This is a genomic window from Microcoleus sp. B3-D2, assembly GCF_036705345.1.
Lineage (GTDB): Bacteria > Cyanobacteriota > Cyanobacteriia > Cyanobacteriales > Microcoleaceae > Microcoleus.
The window spans coordinates 73,344-94,503 of record NZ_JAUBUG010000016.1 but is presented as its reverse complement, the minus strand read 5'-3'; the positions used below and the strand labels follow the sequence as shown (position 1 = coordinate 94,503).

Here is a 21,160-nt window from a genome sequence, read left to right as displayed (position 1 = left end):
TTTGCCAATGGCTTTTACCCCCTTTAATGTAATCATTCTGCAGGGCATAGTAATCAATCCAAATCTACTCTCGTCCTTACACCATATCCTTACCGACTTGGACTTTCCGAAATATTTCATCATTACTTTGATGAGCTCACCTAGTTTTTTTTTGAAGCTTGCCTGCACCTCTTCGTTCGCTTTGTCATTTTGGGGTCTTGGGACTTTCAGGTCAGCTTTCAATTTATAATGAACTAGGTCATGTACCACTTTATAGCTCACTTTAATTCCGCATTCTTTTTCTAGCCAGAGCTGTAATTTGCCCTAACTTGTTTCTCCCTGTGGTTCTTGCAGTTTTTTGATTAATTTTTCTCTCACTTCGCGTGGAATATGTGGAGTCTTTCCGGGAGCTTTTTTTATGCTAAGTAATGAGCGTAATTCCACCTTGTTTGTAAGCTCTTAACCAACGATATATTGTTGATTCGTCTCGTTTCAACATCGTGGCTAATTCTGCTCTTTTTTGGATTTTTTTGGTGGCCAGCCAGTATAATACCAGTAATTTTTCTTTATTTACGGCGGTCGCACTCCGTTCGAGTCGATGCTCTAGTTCCTCAACCGTTTCCTGGATTTGTACCTGAAGTTTGTTCGCCATATTGGATTTCCTCTACTTTTACCCTATATTTTAGTGTACCTTCATAGTGAATTGGTATACCTAAATTCTTGAGTGAATTATGTTTAATGTTTCATCAACTGATTTTTTTCTGCTTCATCAGCTTTTTTGAAATCAGTGTTTTCTCAATAAAGATGGTTTTTCAAACTTGTTTAATTATTAAGTGGTCCTAAGCTTTCCCTCATTTCTCTCTTCGTCTTTCACCGTTAGAGCCTCCTAGGTTCAAATCGTTTCCTGGTCTGCCATAACAGGTAATTTATCTGCGGTTGAGTTGAGTACCGCTAGGTCTTAGCGGGACTTAGACAAAAACTGAAGCCAAAATAGCTTCAAACCCAAAGAGAGCAAGAGTTTTAGATCGAAGGGGCATAAATCTAGTTATACCAAAGGTTTCAGGCATTTTTAGGCGATCGACCTCTTTCCATTACCAGCGAGGGGTTTGGGTTTTTAAAGCGGCTCGAAAATGTTTAAGTCCCATTAGGGAAGACGATCGTAAAACTATACTGTAAAAAATCCTGGAATCACCCGTAAAAAATGTTGCCAAAGTTCTTGAGCAAAGTGCAAATTTATACTTGTTGCCTAACAGTCTTGGTGTTGGGCGGCTGCCAGCAGCAGCTACAGACAACCTTGCAGCAACAGCGCAGCAAACAGGGAATGGCAGTTTCAGCTCACCCTCTGGCGAGCGCTGCGGGGCTGGCCCTGCTGCAACAGGGAGGCAATGCAGTGGATGCGGCTGCTGCTACGGCTTTGGCGATTTCGGTGGTGGAGCCTTTTTCGGCGGGTATCGGCGGCGGGGGTTTTTTGCTGCTGCGGCGGGCGGAAACGGGGACTGTGCAAGCGCTGGATTTCCGGGAACGAGCTCCGAAACGTGCGGCGCGGGATATGTACCTCGACAAGCAAGGCAAGGTGCGCCAAAGGGCAAGTCTGGACGGGCATTTGGCGGCGGGTATTCCGGGTACTGTTGCTGGACTTTACACGGTGCACCGCGAGTATGGTAAGTTGCCTTGGGCCCAGGTGGTGGCGCCGGCGATCGCCCTGGCTGAAAAAGGCTTTCCGGTAAGTTCGCGGTTTACCACGGCTACCGGGCGACGACAGGATGTGTTCAAAAAAAACCGGGCGGCGCGGGAGGTTTTTACTCGTGGTGGCATTTTATACCAGCCGGGTGAGCTTTTGGTGCAGCGGGATTTGGCGCTGACTTTGCGGCAGATTGCACAAAATCCGCAGAGTTTTTATACCGGGGACATTGCGCGGGCGATCGCCGCCGATATGGCTAAAAACGGCGGCCTTATCACTCTGGAAGATTTGAAAAACTATACGCCGATTTGGCGAAATCCGGTTTGCGGCAACTTTCGCACTTACGAAATTTGCGCGATGTCGCCCCCTTCTTCCGGCGGCGTTCATTTGTTGCAAATCTTAAATATTCTGGGAGATTCGGATCTCAAGAGGTTGGGGAGGCAAAGTCCAGATACTTTGCACTTGCTGGCGGAGAGCATGAGGATTGCTTATGCTGACCGGGCACAGTATTTGGGCGACCCGGATTTTGTGAGGGTACCGGTCAAAGCTCTGACTAGCAGCAATTATGGCAAATTGAGACGATCGCAAATCCAAATGTCAAAAGCCAGACCCTCCAGCGAGGTAAAGGCTGTTGACGCTGAAACTTTGAACCGTCTCCTGTGGGAGTCTCCCGAAACTACCCACCTAACAGTAGTTGACAAAGAGCGCAATGTAGTAAGCTTGACGTTTACGGTGAATGGCGGTTTTGGGGCTGGAGTCGTGGCCGCGGGTACGGGAATTTTGCTCAACAACGAGATGGATGATTTTGCAGCGGCGCCGGGAGTGCCGAATTTGTTTGGTTTGGTGGGCGGGGAGGCAAATTCGATCGCCCCGGGGAAAACTCCTTTATCCAGCATGACGCCGGTCATTGTGACAGAAAATGGCAAATTTCGCCTCGCAGCGGGAGCTCCCGGAGGCAGCACGATTATTACTACGGTGTTGCAAATAGTGCTGAACGTGTTGGTTTACGACATGAATGTCGGCGATGCTGTGTCTGCACCTCGGATACACCACCAGTGGCAGCCCGATCGCCTGATGGTGGAACGGGGAGGTTTTGAGGCTGCGACGCTTTCTCCGTTGCGGCGGCGGGGACACCAGATTGTCGAAGGTGACGGCTGGGGCAATGCCAATGCGATCGTCCTGACTACGGATGGTTGGTTGGAAGGGGCTGCCGACCGGCGCGGCGAAGGAGAAGCAAGGGGGTTTTAGTCAACAGTCAGTCGATTAGAGATTTTAGATTTCAGACGGGGGCGAGACTTCGGCGACTCAACGATTTTAGATTTACTCCAGAGATGAATCTGCGAGGTTGAACTAGGGTCAAAATTTTGATATCTCTACGACAGGATTGGGGGGCTGATATCCGTTTTTTGGGCGAGGTCATGAGTCATTAGTCATTAGTCATTAGTCATTTTGAATATCGCAAACGGTATTAAAACCTGGTTTCTTTTGTCTCCAGTGCGTAAGTCATGAAATTATTAGTCTGTGTACGTGTATTTTTGCCTCCCTATTTTTTCGCTGAGGTTTATAGGCGGACAAACTGCCAAGAACTACCCAACAAAATAACCACCAAAAGCGTAAATCCACTTATATGTAAAGTTATTGTAAAGATGCTAGACATTAATAGTTATATAATGTAAAAATGAAGTTGTGCAGAGAATCAGGTTTGTATCTTCCAGGAAAAATTTATGATAATTAGTCACAAAATTGCTGCCTTAACAGCTACCTTAACTACTGCTCTGAGTTTGTTGGCAGCACCAGCAATGGCATTTTCGGTAGGGGCCACTAATAACGCTGAGATTTTAAAAAATAATTTATTGGGGGCTAATACAGCCGGGTTGAGTAATTTCTCTGTTTCAACTACGGGTAATTCGGCTGCTTTTGGTACTTTCACTAATGACCCCTTCGGTTTGAAATCAGGTGTTGTTCTGAGCACTGGTAGAGTCGCCGATATACCGGGTCAGAATCGGAAAGATAACTTCACGACACAGGACAGCGATTTAAGCACGGACTTTGGTCCTAAGGGTGAAAAGGGGGATGTGACTCAGCTAAACCTCAGCTTTTTTGCTAATAGCACAGTTGAAAAGTTGTTCTTTCAATATGTATTTGCTTCTGAGGAGTTTCCTGAGTTCGGCGGTTCTAAATATAATGACGATTTTGAACTGCTGCTGAACGGCATTAATTTGGCAAAATTGAGCGACGGAAAAACAGTTACGATTAATAATCTTGTTCCAGATCCACATAATCGCTCTAAAGATCATCCCGACTATATTGACAACCCAAGTTTGACAGGTATTGCTGCTAACATCGTTAAGCTGGACGGTTTTACTAAAGTTTTAGGTTTTGAGGGTTTGCTCAAGAAAAATCAGACGAATGTTCTCAGTATCCGCATTAAAGATGTGGGCGATGGGAAGTTAGATTCTGCTGTATTTATTAAAGGCGGTTCTGTGGGGACGGTTCAACCTGAGCCGGTTCCCGAACCGATGACTGTGGGAGGTTTGATGGCGGGAGGCGCTATGCTGGCTGCTGGACGAAAGTTACGCAATCGCCGTGTCGGAAGTAATTAATAACGGAAGGAAGTTCGGCAACGGATTATGTAACGGATGTAACGGATAAAAGGAAGAAGGAAGAAGGGAAGAAGGAAGAAGAAAGTTCGGCAACGGATTATGTAACGGATGTCAGGAAGAAGGAAGAACGAAGAAGGAAGAAGGGAAGAAGGAAGAAGGAATAAACATAACAGGAACCATTTTGGCGGTTGCTGTAATATGAATCTCGATTAGCCGTGTTGGAGACAGAAACGGGGTTTGATGAATGAAAAGACCTCGTTGCAGTTATTGAACCGGGTAAAAAAACTCGGTTTGTGCGATCGCGATCGCGTAATATCATGTCAAGTAATTTAACCATTATGGGTACGCAGCGAGGAATGCAAGTCCTCATACAATTCTGACGACGAACGCCCTCACTACGAACCAATTTTATTGCGGTTGTTCTAGCGGACAGAATATAAGTTTTTATCCCAAATTCGCGAAGGGCAAATTTTTTTGTATTTGGAGTTGCAGCAAATATTTTGGGTAAAACCCGCGTCTACAACCACAGACTTAAAAACTAAATAATTTAGCTATGAACAGTACCGTCGGGTAAGATTGTACCTGTTAATGTAGTCCGGGTAAGTTTGACCATAACTCGATCGCCGTAACCGATTTTCGCTCCTGTTAAGTCAGCACCGCTCAAGTCAGCACCGCTCAAATCGGCTCCGATTAAGTTGCTTTCTCTCAAGTTGGCATTGATCAAACAAGCTCCTAACAAATTGGCCCTGAACAAGTTTGCTTGGTGCAAATTCGCGCCTGTGAGATTGACGTTGTGTAGAAAAGCATCACTTAAGTCGGCTTCACTCAGGTTTGCATTGCTCAAGTTTCTTCCTGAAAAATCCTTTTCTTTTAAGGAAGCTCCTTTGAAGTTGGAACCGCTCAAATCGGGAGCTTGCGGCCCAGCTTGGCGGTAAGACGGAGATGACTGAGATGGCGGCGGCTGCGATTGGTAGCGGGACGCCTCTGAATAGGGCCCTGCAGGGTTTCCCCCATAGTTTCCCGCATAATTTCCAGCATATTTTCCTGAAGAGGGTTCAGAAGAGTAGCGGGGTTCTTTTGGGTTGGCCGATGGTGGCTGGGTGTTTTGGTGCTGGGTGTTGGGATACTGACTATTTCTGTACTGATTGTTTTGGTACTGAGTGTTTTGGTACTGAGTGTTTTGGTACTGAGTATTGGGTTGCTGAGTGTTTTGGTACTGAGTATTGGGTTGCTGAGTATTGGGTTGCTGAGTATTGGGTTGCTGAGTATTGGGTTGCTGGGTATTTTGTTGCTGAGTATTTTGTTGCTGGGTATTTTGTTGCTGCGTGTTTCTGTACTGAGTATTTTGTTGCTGGGTATTTTGTTGCTGAGTATTTCTGTACTGGGTATTTTGTTGCTGGGTAGTTTGTTGCTGAGTGTTTCTGTACTGAGTATTTTGTTGCTGGGTGTTTTGTTGCTGAGTGTTTCTGTACTGAGCGTTTTGTTGCTGGGTGTTTTGGTGCTGGGTGTGTTTTTGCTGGGTGTTTTGGTACTGGGTGTGTTTGTGCTGAGTATGTTTTTGCTGAACGTTCTGATTCTGACCTCTTGGTTGAATCGATCGCAATTTTTCGCGAGCTTGATTAATTTCCTTAATCTTTTCTTCAGCTTTCTGTAGTAGTCTGGGATTGTCTTTGGGGATGCGATCGGGGTGCCAAATGAACGCTAAATCCTTGTAGGCTTGGCTAATTTCTTCTCTGGAAGCTCCCGGCAACAGTCCCAGCACTTTATAGTATTGGTCGAGGTCGTTCATTGTACCACCTTTCGCTTTAAGAAATTAGGAATTAAAAATTAAGATCGGAGCAAAAGCCGTTCTCAAAGCTTGCTTGTCCGATCGTACATTAGATGAACAATAACTCAGCTAAGCCGCTGCTGGCAAAAATTCTCGAATTCGCTGCAAATATGTTGCGGCATCCTCCAGCATCGGAAAGTGAGCCGTATTCGGAATTATAACAAATTCTACTTTTTTGCTGAGGGAGGCTGCTTGCTCTCCCATGACGGCGGGGATAATTTGGTCGAATTCTCCGGCCACAAGCAGTGTGGGAACACTCAGCCGCGCAAATTCTTGGGGCATTTCCTCGGCTGCTCTTTTGCTGACGGCCGTCACCATTGTACCTATAGCAGCTTGCTCGTCTGCCATTAAAAAATCCTTGAGAAACGCCAGACTGACCTCTGTGGGCAGGGAACGGCGCAAAAACCGGGCCATAAATAGCCGCTCGGCAAAGGGGATCGATGCCAACCAAGACGGTCTAAATTTTACCACATAGCCACCGAATTTGTGAAAAGTTGTAAAAGATTTTTCGTCGTATTCAAAAATCCCGCTGCAAGTGAGAATTGCTTTTTCTACTTTTTCGGGGTAAAGGTTGAGAAATAAAGTAGCAATTGATGCACCTGTGGAGTGAGCATTGAGAAAGACGCGGCTTAAATTCAGAGATTCTAATAATTCCGCTAAGTCGCGGGCATAGGTTTCGAGTTCGTAGCTGGACTCAGGAGGCTCTTTTGGCAGAGGCGATCGACCAAAACCTCTCATATCGTAAAGCAAACAATCAAAATCATCAGCAATAGCCCGGGCCGTGCTTTCCCAGTAGCGCGCTGAACCCGCCCAGCCGTGCAGAAATACCATCACTGGTTTCCCGCTAGGTTGGGCCGTGTTATCTGCTGTTATCCACTCGTAATAATGTTCTACACCGCGAATTGAAATGAAAGACATGATATTGATTTGGGATGCTTAGATTTTAGATTTTAGATTTTAACTCATAATTGTTCAGTAAATGCCCAAATTCCCGACTTCTTAAAAAAAAGTCAGGAATCTCAAGACTATATCCATCAAAAAACTCTGCGTTAACCTGCGTCAATCCGCCCACATTTGCGGTCAAAAATCACCCCCATAAAAACTAATCATAGATATTAAGCAGCAGAAGCAGCCAGCCAAAATAAACCATCTACCAAAAGCGTGCTTAACACAGCTCCGCTGAAAGCGCGCCAGTGCAGTTCTCGATCGCGCAAACTCAGCAAACCGACTGTTAGCAGCACAGCGATTAAAACTAGAGCACAGCCTATGCCCCAAGGAGTTTCAATTTGACCTATCGCACTTTGAAAAATCGGCATTGCTAATTCCGGTTCCGCCTGCATCACTTGCCGCCAGTAGGGCATCAACCCTGTTAAGTAAAAATATAAATCAGTAATGGCAGTACCGAATAGCGAACCCAAGTAAAAATAGCCACCAACTTTTCCCCAAGATTTGCCCAAGCACCAAATAGCAAAAGGCAAGCCAATTGATTCTATAGGTAGATGTAAAATTGGTTCCCATCTAAACCAGCCCCAATAGATAGAACCTGCGAGCCAACATCCGGCAAATCCTAATAATAAATCTCCCCAAAGTTGGGTTTTGGGGCGGAAAATTAGAATTAAACTCAGAACGAACCAGGGGATAGTTGATAGCAAACTGATGGTTGGATATAAACGCACTAACGGTGCTTGCACGAAGACTGGAATTGAGACTAAAAATGCTGAGGCACCAAATATCAGCCACTGTTTGATGGTGTTTGTTGTGCTGGAAGTGACAGAATTGTCGAGGCGGGCGATGGTGGCAATAGGTGCGATCGCTGATGATACTAAATTAAGATTAAACAACTGATTGGACTCCGTATAGTTTCAATAGGTGGACTAAAAATTTTGCTGCGGTTGTGGGTGCGACAGTCTCAATCCCGGCGGCGGTTTGGCTGACGTGCCAGCCTTTTGCCGTTTGGGGAGCTCGCCATAAATCCAAATGTTCGATCGCCGGATCTGCATAAAAGCTTTCTCCACCGCCACCGAGAATTGCTGAACTCCAGTGCGTAAAGCGATCGTGGCTGATTCGGTGGATGGGAAAATTGCCCACCAGAGGTACTCCCCAACCGTCTAAGGCAAAAAAAGCCCCGACTTTGCCGCCGAGTTGCTGCCACATCCAAGCCGCCCCGATCGCCCCGGCTACTCCTGCCGAAAAGCTGACAAATACTAGACTTTCTCCTCCTAACTCTTCCCTGCACAAAAAGTGGAATATGTCAAGAGCTGAAAAAGGCGGATATTTATGAGCGGGAAAAATCTTGACACGATCGACTATTTGCTGGTTTTGGCGATCGGCTGCCAGTCCCCAAAGCCCCGAAAGTCCCGCCAGGAAACAGTCGGTTAGCTTTGGTTCGTGGACTCCGGGGCAAATTACCAGTCTCATAGTTCGTCAAGAAAGTTAATATAGTTCGCAACATAACTTTATCATATACCTACTCTATCATATACTACCCCAGGGGATAGGGTGTTAAACTTATAATAGAGTCAAGTTTGAAGAGTATCCCCCCAAGTTAAAAGCTGGGAACGCTCCAAACCGCATTAATCTGAGCCAAAGTGAGGGAGTCTTAAGAAAACATGAAACTTATCCCCCCCCGCCCCATCTCCTGTCAAGCTTAGCAAAGGCTGATTCTAGTTTTAAGCAGTTCTGTATTTAGATTTAACTTTTCCGGCGTCGAAGCCGACCCCACAAAAGCTTAAACAAACAGGACTGTGAAAATTAGAGGCCTGCCAGCATAGCTGCTACGAATTTGGGGTCACGGTCAAAAAACCCACTTAGGACTGATGCTCATCAATCCGGTTTCTAGGATAAATAAGAGGTTTAACCGGGAAGTATGGGCGCAGAAACCGGGAATCAGCCCCGCGCACGTCACTCGTGCGATCGCAAAAAATGAAAAATCTCCCATTCACCCTTCATCCTGCCTGGATCTCTTAGAATAAATAAAATTGAGGAATACAAAGTGGTTGCTTCTCCAGAAAAAATCGATTTCAAAACATCTGCAGCACCCGCAAGTAACGATCGCGTTGCTGTATTGCTGATGGGTTACGGCGAAGTCGAAAGCTACGACGATTTTGCCAACTACAACGAACAAGCTTTAAACTTACTGACGGCAAAGTTTGCGCCAGTACCGCTTTGGATTTATCCGCCGCTGGCGAAGATTTTAGCAATCTTTGACTTGCACGAGTGGAGTCACCAACACGGTCAATTCGTTTCGCCGCACAATGCAATTTTTGAACAGCAGCGCGCTGGGATTGAAAAGAATTTACAGGAGAAATGGGGCGATAAAGTAAAAGTGTTCAAAGCTTTTAACTTTTGCGCGCCGTTTTTGCCGGAACAAGTAATTCCTCAAATTCAAGCAGAAGGATTTGACAAAATTCTGATTTATCCGCTGTTGGTAGTTGATTCTGTTTTCACCAGTGGCATTGCTGTGGAACAGGTGAATAAAGCTTTAGCACAAACCTTTGATGGTAAGGAACATTGGGTAAAAGGACAGCGCTACATTCCTTCTTTTTACGATGAACCGGCTTACATCCAGCTAATGGCGGATTTGGTGGAAGAGGAAATTAAGAACGATTTAGCTGTAGCGCATTTGCCTTCTCAGATTGGGATTGTGCTGATGAATCACGGTTGTCCGCACAAGGCGAAGGGCTTTACTTCGGGTATTGTGGAAAGTCAAGCTTTGTACGATCGCGTGCGGGAACGTTTGATGCACCGCTATCCTTTGATTTCGGTGGGTTGGCTGAATCACGACACGCCGCTGATTGAATGGACACAGCCGGATGCGACGTTAGCTGCGAAGAATTTGATTGATTTGGGTGCAACTGCGATCGTCTTTATGCCGATCGGATTTGCCACAGAAAATCACGAAACATTGTTAGATGTAGACCACATTATTGAGTCTTTGCAGAAACAGCGTCAAGGAGTTACTTACCGCAAATTGCCTTGCGTTAACGACCATCCAGAGTTTCTGAAAATGGCCGCTGAGTGGGCAAATCCGCAGATTGAAGCGTTGTTGAGTGAAACGGCGGTTGCTGTTAATCCGAGTTTGGCTTCGGCGCAGCGCGAGCACGCGCATTCTCATGAAGGGCACGGTCATTCTCATGGGGATCACGGGCATTCTCATGGTGATCACGGGCATTCTCATGGCGGGCACGGGCATTCTCATGGCGGGCACGGGCACAGTCATTAATTAATTGAGTTAAAAAGTCGATAGCCCTTTGCTTTTTTTAGAGAAAGGGCTATTTTTTGGCTTATTTATGGTACTGTAAAACTTAAAAATGACAGCCACAATCTTGGGTAAAAAAATGGGAAAAATCTCAGTGACGTAATAGATCGCTGGAAATCGCTAATAACCCGCAACTTTGCTTCTTATACAAAATACAGATTAGAGATTAGACTAAAATAAAAATTATTTTCCCGTACATTTCTGGTCTCATATCAAATCTGCGCTTCATCGGAATAGTAAAGTGGCAACCAAATATAAGCGTAATTTTCAGTTTTTTGACTTACAGTGAACTGTTAACAATCATGAGGAGTGCAACCGGAATCGATATAATCTCTCTATTTGGCACTCAATACTTTAAGATTTTGAGCTGCATCGTTTAGTAGTTGAGTACCTACCTTAGTTTGATTAATGCCGCTAGCAGTTTGTTTAGCTCCAGAATTGATAGTATTCATTGCTTCAACTACTTGTTGGACGGCTAATGCTTGTTGCATGGCATTGAGAGAAATTTGTTGAGTCTTCAAAACGATATCGTTGATAGAAGCGAGAGTCATTTGTTGATTCTTCAAAACGCTATTGTTGATAGCCGCGATCGTCATCTCCTGATTTTTCAAAACGATATCATTGATCGACTGTGTTACCTGTTTAAAAGCTTGGGCTGTATCTTGAGAAAGTTTGATACCTTCTTTGACTGTTTTCGTGCCTTCATCTGTAGCAATGACTGTGGAATTGATCGCGTTCTGGATATCAGTAATGATGGTATTAATTTTCTCGGCTGATTTTTTACTCTGATCTGCCAGTCGGCGAATTTCATTAGCTACAACTCTAAATCCTTTACCGTGTTCTCCAGCCCGAACAGCTTCGACTGAGGCATTCAAAGCTAACATATTCGTCTGAGTAGCTAAATCTGTTACACTGCCTGTAATGCTGCCAATCTGAGTAGTCTGCTCGCTCAATCGCATAATCTGTGCGGCGATCGTCGCCACTTTTTCTCTTAACTCAGACATTCCTTCTAGAGATTTCTCCACTACCTTATTGCCATCTTCCGCCTGGTTTAAAACTTGACGTGCGCCTGTGGCTCCTTCCTCCGCCTGGTGTAAAACTTGACGTGCGCCTGTGGCTCCTTCCTCCGCTAGGTTTAAAACTTGACGTGCATTATCCAGTGCTGATTCTGCTTGCTCTGCTGATTGGCGCGATGATGCTCCCAATTCATCCATTGTGGAAGTAGTTTCATTCACCGCCGTTGCTTGCTGATTGACGATCCGTTCTTGCTGCTCAACTGTAGCGGCAATTTGGCTGGAAGAACTGACAATCATATTGACAATGCTTTTGAGGGCTTTGTCGATGGGCTTGGCGATCGTAATGCTCAAGAATATTCCCAAAATAATCGCTGTCACCGGACCTAGAATCATACCCACAAGAACCCAGAATCCAGTCTGATTTATATCCTGATCGGCTGATTTTTTAGCTTTGTCGGCAATGTCTTCATTGATTGCTATAACTGATAGAATTGAATCTGTAGCTGTATTAAATAAAGGCTCCTCTGTGCTTGAGGCAAACTCATCCATCCTGCTACGGAGTTCCAGTGCTGTTTTAACTGCTGCTATCTCTGGTGAATTTCCCTTCCCCTGACTGATTAGCTCAACCTGCCTTTTCCAGGGATTGCGGATACCTATTTGGTTATAGTCTTGCTCGATATTCAGCAATTTTTCATGGGATTTCTTCCAAGCATCCCAGTCTTGCTGAAATTTTTTGTATTTTCTGTCTTCTTCTGGGGTACGTGGAGTCCCTTCGTATTCTTGAAAGCCTTTGTTGATTTGTTTCCAGGCATTTTGGATTCTAGTTAATGCTGCTTGCCTTTCTGCCTTAGTCATGTCCGGATCGAAGAGTAATCGCTCTGATGACTCAATTTGGGTCTGTCCTTCGTTAATTTTCCACAATCCAGTCACACTTGGCAGGCTATTATCACTGAGGGTATTGATGTGTACACTTAGCCTGGAAACCCCGTTCCACCCTACCCCAGCAAACACGAAGACGATCAACCCCATTAATAAAAAAGCGCTGATTAGTTTTGTTTGTAAGTTCATGTTGCGAAACATAGTTGTTCTCCTGGCTGTGGCTGGCTATAGCTGAAATAAATTATAAGCTTAAGCACAATGATCGTATTAATGTCCATAATTTAAGCTGTTGTGCATTTAAATCAATTATTTCGATTCGTTGTCAAGATTGAGGTCTAAGCGTTTGGCATTTTGCTCATGCCCTGTTTAAATGCTTAACAGCTTATAGCCTTTCTCAGTAACATGAGGTGCTTATAGGGCATAGGGCATAGGGCATAGGGCATAGGGCATAGGCATAAGACTCGCCCCCATACCTCACTTTCTTGAGAACCGCTATATCTCCTATATCTCCATTGTTAGTCATAAACTACGAACCCCACTGACTGCCATTCACGCTGACATCCCACACCTTAAACTTACCCGTTCAGCTACAGCAAGAAGCTGAAAAATTGGCGACACTCCAAGGCATTTCCCTCGATCAGTTTATTCTCTGGGCTGTAGCCGAAAAATTCGCTACTCTCAAGCAGCGGAAGGACGATCGCGCTTTTCCTGAAATCACCTATGTGCGGGGCGCTAGCGGCGAACTCGTCCCCGTTTTGCGCGGCACTCGCTTGCGGTTGCAAACAGTAGTAGTTGCATCTCAGAAATGGGGTTTTTCGCCAAACCAAATTGCCACTGAGTATGATTTAAGTGAAGCTCAAGTGAACGATGTTCTCGCTTTTTATGCAGCCCACTCTCAGGAAATAGATGCCTCTATTGACGCTGAGAAAATTATCGAACCGGTAACTCGTTGGCGGTATTCCATTGAGGAGTTGGTTGAGGCGATCGCGCCTGAGAATCTTCATAATGAGATTGACAGTGGAGTTGCTATGGGGAACGAAGTTTGGTGACATAAATAATCAAATCCCTCTTCGCGACATTACTTTATACTTCTTGTAAAATGCGACTATTCAAACGCTCATATTCATCCTCTAAAAGCCACATTTTAGCAGCTTCGTAATTGTCACTATAAAAAATAATTTTATAATTTTGTGCCGGGTTATGGATGCAAAACTTACCTGATTTTTCCTTAACTAACATCAGGATATAAGGAGGAGATATCAGAGTATCAGCCCAGATTTCCGCAAACTCCCACTCACTCTCTTGCTCTGATTCTTGACTGATTTTAGTAGCTTGTACGGGGTCTTGTGCGAGGTATGACATGATATTTACCTGTGGTTTTCTTAATCTTTATTTCACCGTAGTTTAGTGGTATCCGAGTACCGTCTGCTTTCAGTATATAACCAATTTGTTCTGAAAAGTACAATCCATAGCGTTCATAATTATCCTCTGGATCGTCCGCTCCTGTGCGTTCGCCTCTTGTCTTGATTTCTGCGGCGACTCTTTCCATTGTTTCTCTATCATTAAAGAGATGGACAATTCCTTCGCTTTCAAGTTCGCTTTCTGCTTTTTGGGTTCCGGGGAGATGTTTGTCAATGAGACTGCTTCGGGTTTCTAGAGTAACTTCACGGTCAATTCCACTCATACATGGCAAGCCTGTAGCCAATAACACCGAATCCATCTTATTATATTGATGCCAAAAAAAGGAACCGGGTTTTTTGCCCGGTTCAAAGGCTGTAACCAAGTATTCTCGCAAAAACCCGGTTGCTGACTACCCGTGCGTCCAGGACTATAGATAAACCTGCCCCGGCTATACGAATTGAATTGCGATCGCCCCAACCAACTTATCAATCTCCGCCTCAGTTGTAAAATAGTGAACACAAGCCCGCACACAGTCAGGAGAAAGAATAGTCCGCACCATAATCCCCTGTTTCTCCAACACATCAACTAGCTTTTTGTGCGGCATCCCGTTAGTTAATCTAAACGAAACCAAACCCGCTTCCGGCGCAGATTTCCGCAAACATTCCACATCAGGAAGTTCTGACAAACGCTCCCAGAGATACTTACTCAAACGGCAGATTTCTGAATACCTTTCCTCGATCGTACCCCATTCATGTTGCAGGGCGATCGCACTCCGCAAACCCGCATACAAAGGATAAGCCGAAGTCGCAATTTCATAGCGCTGCGATCCCGACTTCCAGCCAAGGACTTTAGCATTAGCATCCGTCACAATTCCCCGCCAACCGATAAACACCGGATGCAAATCTGCCAAAGCTTCCGCACTCACATAAAGCCCCCCCAAACCTTCCGGGCCGCACCACCATTTGTGACCAGTAAAAGCATAAAAATCAACCCCCGATTCAATCAAATTTAAAGGCAAAACCCCCACCGATTGAGCCGCATCAACTAATACTCTAACTTTGTGCTTCTTTGCAGACAATTCCTCTTGTCTCCCCCCTTGAATCAGAGACAAATCCTCTTGCCCATCCCCTTGAATCAGGGACAAATCCTCTTGCCCATCCCCTTGAATCAGGGAAAACTCCTCTTGTCCCCCCCCTTGGCAAGGGGGGGTTAGGGGGGGTTCATGGCATACTTTCACAATCTCAGCCAGAGGCAAAACTTGCCCAGTATTCCACAAAATGTGACTGATAACCAACAAGCGAGTATTTGGCCGCAAACTATCAGCAATCACCGCCACCGGATCACCCTCATTCAAAGTTGCCGCCAACGGACAAACCGAAACCTCAATGTTGAAACGGCGCTGAAGTTCCATTACACTAGCTACAATGCCGGGGTGTTCGCAATCAGAAAGCAGCAAATGGTCGCCTGCTTTCCAGTCAATGCCCCACAGCGCAATATTGCAGCCGACGGTGACATCTTCAGTGAGGGCAATCGTTTCAGGAGGTACGGTCAATTCAGATGCGATCGCACGTCGCGTCAGCATCGCCTCCTGAACCACCCAACCCCCCACTTCCCCCGAAAACGGCCCGCCAAGTTGCACCCGTTTGTAAGCCTGATAAATCGCGTCTAAAGCAGGCTCAGGCAGCGGCCCTTGTCCGCCGTAGTTAAAATAAGCTTTATTGGTCAAAGCAGGGAATTGTTGCCGGTGATTGTCCTTTGTCATTTTTTCTGGGGAATTATTGATAGCGTTAATATTGAATAACTGATGGTGTGAACTTTCTATCCTTTGACTTTTGCCTCAAGCTAAATAATCAATCCCTGTATCCGTGTCCAAATTCGTATCGTGCTTTCCTTCTAATTATTCTATGCCTTGCGAATACTAAATGTTAATAACTGACAAACTGCTACTTTCCTATCAGCGATGCCATCTCCGAGCATTTTTAGACACCTGCGGAGACTGGAAACAACTAGACCCCCCCAGCGACTTTCTGCTGAAACTGATGCGCGACAGCGCCACATACCAGCAGCAAGCTTTGGAACACGAGACTTACCAACAACCATATTATCCTAGAGGGGATTGGGAAGCCGGCGCGGCCGCTACATTGAGTTTAATGCAGCAAGGGGTCGATCGCATTTACCGAGGAGTTCTCATCCAGGGCGAATTCGGCCAAACCAAAGCCGCAACAACTTCTATGGTAGGGATTGACAGTCAATATTTCCCCGAATTTGGCGAACTCCCCGAAACTCCCGTTCATCTTTCATCCTCCAATCTTCCCTCTTCAAACATTACCCTGATCGGCCGCCCCCATTTATTAATCAAACAGCCGGGAAAATCAAAATTTGGCGATTGGAGTTATATTACTGCGGATATTTGGCTTAGCAAGCGACCAAAACTAGAGTATCAAATTATCGCAGCTTTTCACGCCCAAGTTTTAGCTTCCGTGCAGGAAACAACGCCCGATACTGCGTGGCTGATGCTGCGAAAAAAAGGGCTGTGGTCGGTGAATCTAGACCAGCGAACTCCTGAGATGTTCGAGATTTTAGACAACTGCATTCAGATGATAGAAAATCGGGATAAACCAGAGGTGTTTATTTCCCGGCAAAAGTGCAATCTTTGCGGTTGGTATACTATCTGTCACGCCGAAGCCGAATCTATTAAACATCTTTCGTTATTACCGGGAGTTACTGCCAGCCGCTATGCTAGACTAAAAACTCTCGAAATTACTGATGTAGAAGCTCTCGCTAATGCTAGTTCCGAACTGCTTTCTGAGTATCCAGAATTCCCCGACCGAGTTGCCTTTGATGTAGTGCAGCAAGCTCAATCGCACTTGCTAAATCAACCGCTATTGCGGGAAGAAGGAAGAAGGAAGAAGGAAGAGGGAAGTTCGGCAACGGATTCTGTAACGGATGTAACGGATGTCAGGAAGAAGGAAGAAGGAAGAGGGAAGAAGGAAGAAGGAAGGCACGACACGGATTTTGACACGGATACAGGGATTAACGATCGAGAAGAAGGTAGAAGTGAGAATTCAGAAGAACTTAACTCATCTGAAATAGTACCAGATATTGTAGAAAATATCTTGAATGACATCGCCGTTGAGGAAGTAAAAATTAGAGAAAATAAACCTGCCACATCTTCTATACCTGCGCCAATTCTCCGCAAGAAACCAATTCCGTATTCCCAATCAGTCTTTTTGCCGATCGCCCCAATCGAACTCTACTTTGATATTGAAGCCGAACCCGAGTTAAACTTGGATTACCTCCACGGAGTCTTAGTTGTTGACCGATCCAACAATACGGAAAAATTCCACGGTTTTTTAGCAGAATCAGCAGCAGAGGAAGGTGCAATTTGGGAGCAATTCTTAGAATTAATGTGGGCTTATCCCATTGCTCCGATTTTTCACTTTTGCGACTACGAAGTCAAGACTTTTAAACGACTGGCTAAACTTTACAATACTCCAGCTTATTTGTGGAAACCCGTGCTGAAACGGTTTGTAGATATTCACAAACAAGTGACGCAAAAAGCGATTATGCCGGTGGAAAGTTACGCACTCAAACCAATTGCCCGCTGGCTGGGTTTTGACTGGCGAGATGCTAAGGCTAATGGCGCTCAGTGCGTCTGCTGGTACGAGGATTGGCTTAAAACCGGCGATCGATCGCTCTTGGAGGCGATCGTCCGCTACAATGAGGACGACTGTCGTGCTACTTATGTGGTTAAAGATTGGTTGACCAATTTTTTGCTGAATCATGAGCCGTGATTTGTAGATGTAATGAACCGCGAAGACGCGAAGGGCGCGAAGGAAGAAAGGGAAGAGGAAGATAGGTAATAATGTATTTATTGGTAAAATGCGAAAGCTAGGAAAAGCAACTATATTTATTGTCTGTTTTTTGATGGCAGCAACTGTTGCTATTTGGGTAAACCAGTCAGCCAAATCTTTCGCCGTTACGAAAATAGATTTTATCGGCAGAGCAATATTTCCTACAGGTTCTCCGTTTCAGGGGACGGAAATTGGCGGACTTTCGAGCATTACTTATGATGCCGAGAAACAAGTTTATTATGCCATTTCTGATGACCGCAGCAGCAAGGCTCCGGCGCGCTTCTATACTCTCAAAATTAACTTGCAATCGGGTAAACTGGAAAAAGAGCAAATTACTTTTACTGGTGTCACTACTTTATTAGATGAAAACGGCAAAGGTTTTCCTGAATTAAGTTTAGATCCCGAAGGGATAGCTTTTACTGGCAAGAGCGTGTTTGTTTCTTCTGAGGGAGATGTCGATCGCCAAATAAATCCTTTTATCAAAGAGTTCTCCCTGGATGGTAAGCTGCTGAAAACGCTGGCAATTCCTGAACTATTTTTGCCCGACGACAAGGGCACTAAAGGCATCCGCAACAATCTCGCTTTTGAAAGTTTAACTTTAACGCCCGATCGCAAATACCTATTCACCGCTACCGAAAACGCGTTGGTTCAAGATGGCGCCGTAGCTTCCCTGGAAACCGGGAGTCCGTGCCGGATTTTGCGCTACGATGCGGTGAGCGGCAATCCACAAGCATCGTTTCTCTACATCACCGAACCGCTACCCGCTGGTGCGAATCCTGTGGGAAAATTAACTAGCAACGGTTTAGTGGATTTGTTGGCGATCGACGATAAGCGCTTGCTGAGTTTAGAGCGTGCTTTCTCCCTGGAAACCGGCACAACTATCAGAATTTTTGAGATTTCTCTGGAAAAGGGCGATCGTATTGAAGCACTCCAAAGCCTCAAAAGCCGTCTCAGCGAGGTTTCTCCCGCTCAAAAACGCCTGCTGCTGGATTTGGAAACGCTGAAAATTCCCCTAGACAACATTGAGGGGTTGACATTTGGCCCCGTCTTGGCGGATGCTAGCAGAGGTCTGATTTTGGTGAGCGACAACAACTTCAGTCCCCTGCAAGAGACTCAGATTTTGGGCTTCCAAATAAAAGTTCAAAATACCTCTTGACAAAAGGTGAAGTGATAGGCATAATAGAAATTGTGCCTGAAAAAACGGCAAAACGAGGGACAGTAGTTCAATTGGTTAGAGCACCGCCCTGTCACGGCGGAAGTTGCGGGTTCGAGCCCCGTCTGTCCCGTTCAAAATAGAAAATGTTCAGATTGCTGAAAAAAGCTATCGCAATTTCTTATTGATTATAAATTAATGGGTAGTTGAACATTTTACTACTCAATAAATGGGTAGAGATACGGAAGTCTCTGGATATCATCTCAAATGAGGTGACATCTGGAGACTTTCCGTATGTCATCCGCTTACAGGGAGATATGCAGAAACTTTCTGTAGAATTTAGTTTTTATGCTGCTGATTCCTCGGTGGGACGCGACCAAGACCCTATCTGTTGGTCTTCAGAGTTAAGTTGGCATGAGATTCTTGGTGGGGCGTTACTTTGAGATGGGTGGTGCGATTGCAGCAGTAGTATCACTCTATCTCTATCATTGATCTTCATTCTCAACCCATTGTCTGTAAGTTGGTACGAGGAGACATAAGTACAGCGTTAACCACCAGAGATAGGCTAGTTGTGGTGTAAAGAATTGATTGTGAGTAAATAAGCCATGACAAATCTCATTTCTGAGATTAGAACCCATTCGTTCAACGAGTAAACCCTTGAGAGTAAAAATTATATTTTCATTCAAAACCTGCTTTAAATCAGGCAAATCGAGAACTTTATTGAGAGTGTAATCATCCTGAATCATGGCAGAAGTGAGATGGGACGTAATAAAGTCGTTTTGCTTCAAAATATGACGCAAGGAGTTTTCTAGCTGTGGAATTAATAGATGTGCCGCAATTACTGGATCTCCCTGTAAGCCAGCTAATAAACCTCTTGCATAAAGAGGTTCACGCCCTTTTGGAATAAATGGATTCTCAGCAACGACAAAAGATAAATCTTCCAAATGCACACTATGCTCAGAACAAATTTGATTGCAAGCAGGAACAATAAAATTTAGCGCATACCAGCACTGATAGAAAGTAGCGATTCTAAACATTGAATTCTCTAAACTATCTTCGCCATTTCCACTAATAGCTTTTGTTTTTCCCTCTTCATCTATAAAAGCTGTTGGAATTAAATTAAAACTTTTACCTGCTTTTCCTTCTGCCTGAATATCTGCCAGATCGCGAATTAGCTTGTATCCAAAGGCCAGAGAGTACAGGGCATCACGTAATGGCTTACCTCGCACAATATCTCTTGCTACTTTTTGCATTTCAGGGTCATCAAAATTCTCTGGTTGAGCAGTAGGAATAGTAACCATTTGAGACATTGATTCTCTCTGGTAATCAAGCATTTGTTTGTGTAAATCTTGTATGCGATCGGAGGTATCTTGTTTTTTTCCAAACGTATCTTCAATCTTTCTGAAGGCTGCGATTGCATTTTTAAGTCTCCCAGCAGCTACAATGTAGGAATTAGGCTCATTTCTAACTAATGCCTGTTGAGCATACCAAACCTCAACTTCTGCAAGATTGAATCTTGCATTACGTTCAGCCTCTTTATCATTAGCTATCTTGTACCAATCGCTTTCTATCTGGCGGTATGCTATCTTCTGAAAAAAAGCTTTATGGTAGTCTTGAAAGTTTTCTGCAAAAACTGCCTTTTGAGCGGCAACTGCTGCATACTTTGCTGCATAGATTGGAAGGTTGTTACTCTTAATAACACTGCGGCTTTTCCTTAAATACTCCTGAAGTACCTGCATTGCACTACCTGTTATAAACTCATTTTCTACAACTGCATAACGCTCTATAAGTTGCTCAATGTGAGAAATCACTATGCAGCGCATTTCTGTACTCTTCTTCCCATCAACTATAGGGGCTAATTGTGCTGCTCGCTGTAGCCTTTCATCGCAAGTTTTCTGATTTTCTGTGTTTTCAAGATTTTTAGCAGCTTGAAGATATGACTCTACAGCCACTTTAGCCATCTGAATAGGTCTACTCCTTTCTGGATCTCGTTTACAACAAATCCAGAGGATATCAGCTATTCTTGCCCGCATTTCGGGCTCAATTACCCTGACAACTAACTCCCTTAACAAAGCGAGTTGATCGTCAGATAAAACCCCTAACATAGTCTCTGGTAAAATAGTCTCTTCTAAAGTAGAGGTACTATTCAATCCAAAAGGCTCCATGAAAACAGAGGTAATTTCACTCAAAAATTTGAAAATTTCTTGCCCTAGCGTGTCACCAGATAATTGATAGGCTTTGGCTTTCGCTTGAAATTTATCGTAGTAATTCCAGCATTCATTAGGGTTTGCTCGGTCTAGTATCTCTGTCCATTGATACCTCTCAAAGTCTTCTGCATTCAACAATGGGACAGCCTTAAATTGTGACATAGCGTAGGTTGTCAGTTATTGATTAAAGTTAAAGATAATCTATCTAGCTTACCTTTTGTAGTGCATTGTAACATAAAATTTGAGTCCGCGTTCGCGAGCGCAGCGGACTGACCCAAGCCTTTGGTAGAGTTCCAAAAGT

At 44.7% G+C, this 21,160-nt stretch carries 16 protein-coding genes, 1 tRNA gene and 1 pseudogene; 7 read left to right on the top strand and 11 right to left on the bottom strand.

The window, feature by feature from the left end; all coding sequences use genetic code 11:
- Together QUB14_RS09040 and QUB14_RS09035 are read right to left on the bottom strand one after the other, a co-directional pair.
- Window positions 1-285 (bottom strand): annotated as a pseudogene (locus QUB14_RS09040) (winged helix-turn-helix domain-containing protein); the annotation flags it as partial.
- A gap of 115 nt (window positions 286-400) precedes the next feature.
- Window positions 401-631, bottom strand: a complete 231-nt coding sequence (locus QUB14_RS09035; RefSeq protein ID WP_333218324.1) for a helix-turn-helix domain-containing protein — start codon at window positions 629-631, stop codon at window positions 401-403.
- A 549-nt stretch (window positions 632-1,180) separates the two neighbouring features.
- Between QUB14_RS09035 and ggt the strand changes: the two genes are divergently transcribed.
- Entirely contained in the window at window positions 1,181-2,908 is a 1,728-nt protein-coding gene (gene ggt / locus QUB14_RS09030; RefSeq protein WP_333218323.1) for a gamma-glutamyltransferase, read from the top strand.
- A gap of 476 nt (window positions 2,909-3,384) precedes the next feature.
- On the top strand, window positions 3,385-4,263 hold the full coding sequence (locus QUB14_RS09025; RefSeq protein ID WP_333218322.1) for a choice-of-anchor L family PEP-CTERM protein: 879 nt from the start codon (window positions 3,385-3,387) through the stop codon (window positions 4,261-4,263).
- 547 nt (window positions 4,264-4,810) lie between these two features.
- Here QUB14_RS09025 and QUB14_RS09020 read toward each other — a convergent pair.
- The 4 genes from QUB14_RS09020 to QUB14_RS09005 form a co-directional block, all read right to left on the bottom strand.
- Window positions 4,811-6,052 carry a pentapeptide repeat-containing protein gene (locus QUB14_RS09020; protein ID WP_333218321.1) on the bottom strand — a complete coding sequence of 414 codons (1,242 nt, stop codon included), beginning with the start codon at window positions 6,050-6,052 and terminating at the stop codon, window positions 4,811-4,813.
- A gap of 108 nt (window positions 6,053-6,160) precedes the next feature.
- Window positions 6,161-7,009, bottom strand: coding sequence for an alpha/beta hydrolase (locus QUB14_RS09015; RefSeq protein ID WP_333218320.1), 849 nt, complete (start codon window positions 7,007-7,009; stop codon window positions 6,161-6,163).
- A gap of 197 nt (window positions 7,010-7,206) precedes the next feature.
- A complete protein-coding gene (locus QUB14_RS09010) occupies window positions 7,207-7,932 on the bottom strand; it encodes a DUF3120 domain-containing protein (protein ID WP_333218319.1) in 726 nt (241 codons plus the stop codon).
- Complete coding sequence (locus tag QUB14_RS09005; RefSeq protein ID WP_333218318.1) at window positions 7,925-8,509, bottom strand: hypothetical protein; 585 nt, start codon at window positions 8,507-8,509, stop codon at window positions 7,925-7,927. The genes QUB14_RS09010 and QUB14_RS09005 overlap by 8 nt, the downstream gene beginning before the upstream one ends.
- Window positions 8,510-9,083: 574 nt before the next feature.
- Between QUB14_RS09005 and QUB14_RS09000 the strand changes: the two genes are divergently transcribed.
- On the top strand, window positions 9,084-10,313 hold the full coding sequence (locus tag QUB14_RS09000) for a ferrochelatase (RefSeq protein ID WP_333218317.1): 1,230 nt from the start codon (window positions 9,084-9,086) through the stop codon (window positions 10,311-10,313).
- 371 nt (window positions 10,314-10,684) lie between these two features.
- Here the strand turns inward: QUB14_RS09000 and QUB14_RS08995 are convergent, their stop codons facing one another.
- Entirely contained in the window at window positions 10,685-12,445 is a 1,761-nt protein-coding gene (locus QUB14_RS08995; protein ID WP_333218316.1) for a methyl-accepting chemotaxis protein, read from the bottom strand.
- A gap of 407 nt (window positions 12,446-12,852) precedes the next feature.
- Between QUB14_RS08995 and QUB14_RS08990 the strand changes: the two genes are divergently transcribed.
- Window positions 12,853-13,293, top strand: a complete 441-nt coding sequence (locus tag QUB14_RS08990) for a DUF433 domain-containing protein (protein WP_333218315.1) — start codon at window positions 12,853-12,855, stop codon at window positions 13,291-13,293.
- 34 nt (window positions 13,294-13,327) lie between these two features.
- Here the strand turns inward: QUB14_RS08990 and QUB14_RS08985 are convergent, their stop codons facing one another.
- The 3 genes from QUB14_RS08985 to QUB14_RS08975 form a co-directional block, all read right to left on the bottom strand.
- On the bottom strand, window positions 13,328-13,606 hold the full coding sequence (locus tag QUB14_RS08985) for a hypothetical protein (RefSeq protein ID WP_333218314.1): 279 nt from the start codon (window positions 13,604-13,606) through the stop codon (window positions 13,328-13,330).
- Window positions 13,569-14,027, bottom strand: coding sequence for a DUF6972 family protein (locus QUB14_RS08980; protein ID WP_242728746.1), 459 nt, complete (start codon window positions 14,025-14,027; stop codon window positions 13,569-13,571). The genes QUB14_RS08985 and QUB14_RS08980 overlap by 38 nt, the downstream gene beginning before the upstream one ends.
- A 66-nt stretch (window positions 14,028-14,093) precedes the next feature.
- The gene (locus QUB14_RS08975) at window positions 14,094-15,407 is read right to left on the bottom strand and encodes an aminotransferase class V-fold PLP-dependent enzyme (RefSeq protein ID WP_333218313.1); all 1,314 of its coding nucleotides are present in this window, start codon (window positions 15,405-15,407) and stop codon (window positions 14,094-14,096) included.
- A gap of 160 nt (window positions 15,408-15,567) precedes the next feature.
- On the opposite strand from QUB14_RS08975, the gene QUB14_RS08970 reads away from it, so the two are divergent.
- The 3 genes from QUB14_RS08970 to QUB14_RS08960 all read left to right on the top strand — a co-directional run bounded on the left by QUB14_RS08970 (window position 15,568) and on the right by QUB14_RS08960 (window position 18,785).
- Window positions 15,568-17,439, top strand: coding sequence for a TM0106 family RecB-like putative nuclease (locus QUB14_RS08970; RefSeq protein WP_333218312.1), 1,872 nt, complete (start codon window positions 15,568-15,570; stop codon window positions 17,437-17,439).
- A gap of 88 nt (window positions 17,440-17,527) precedes the next feature.
- Entirely contained in the window at window positions 17,528-18,655 is a 1,128-nt protein-coding gene (locus QUB14_RS08965) for an esterase-like activity of phytase family protein (protein ID WP_333218311.1), read from the top strand.
- 56 nt (window positions 18,656-18,711) lie between these two features.
- Window positions 18,712-18,785: transfer RNA gene (locus tag QUB14_RS08960), tRNA-Asp, on the top strand.
- 352 nt (window positions 18,786-19,137) lie between these two features.
- On the opposite strand, the gene QUB14_RS08955 is transcribed toward QUB14_RS08960, so the two are convergent.
- On the bottom strand, window positions 19,138-21,021 hold the full coding sequence (locus QUB14_RS08955; protein ID WP_333218310.1) for a DUF4209 domain-containing protein: 1,884 nt from the start codon (window positions 21,019-21,021) through the stop codon (window positions 19,138-19,140).
- Window positions 21,022-21,160 lie beyond the last annotated feature (139 nt).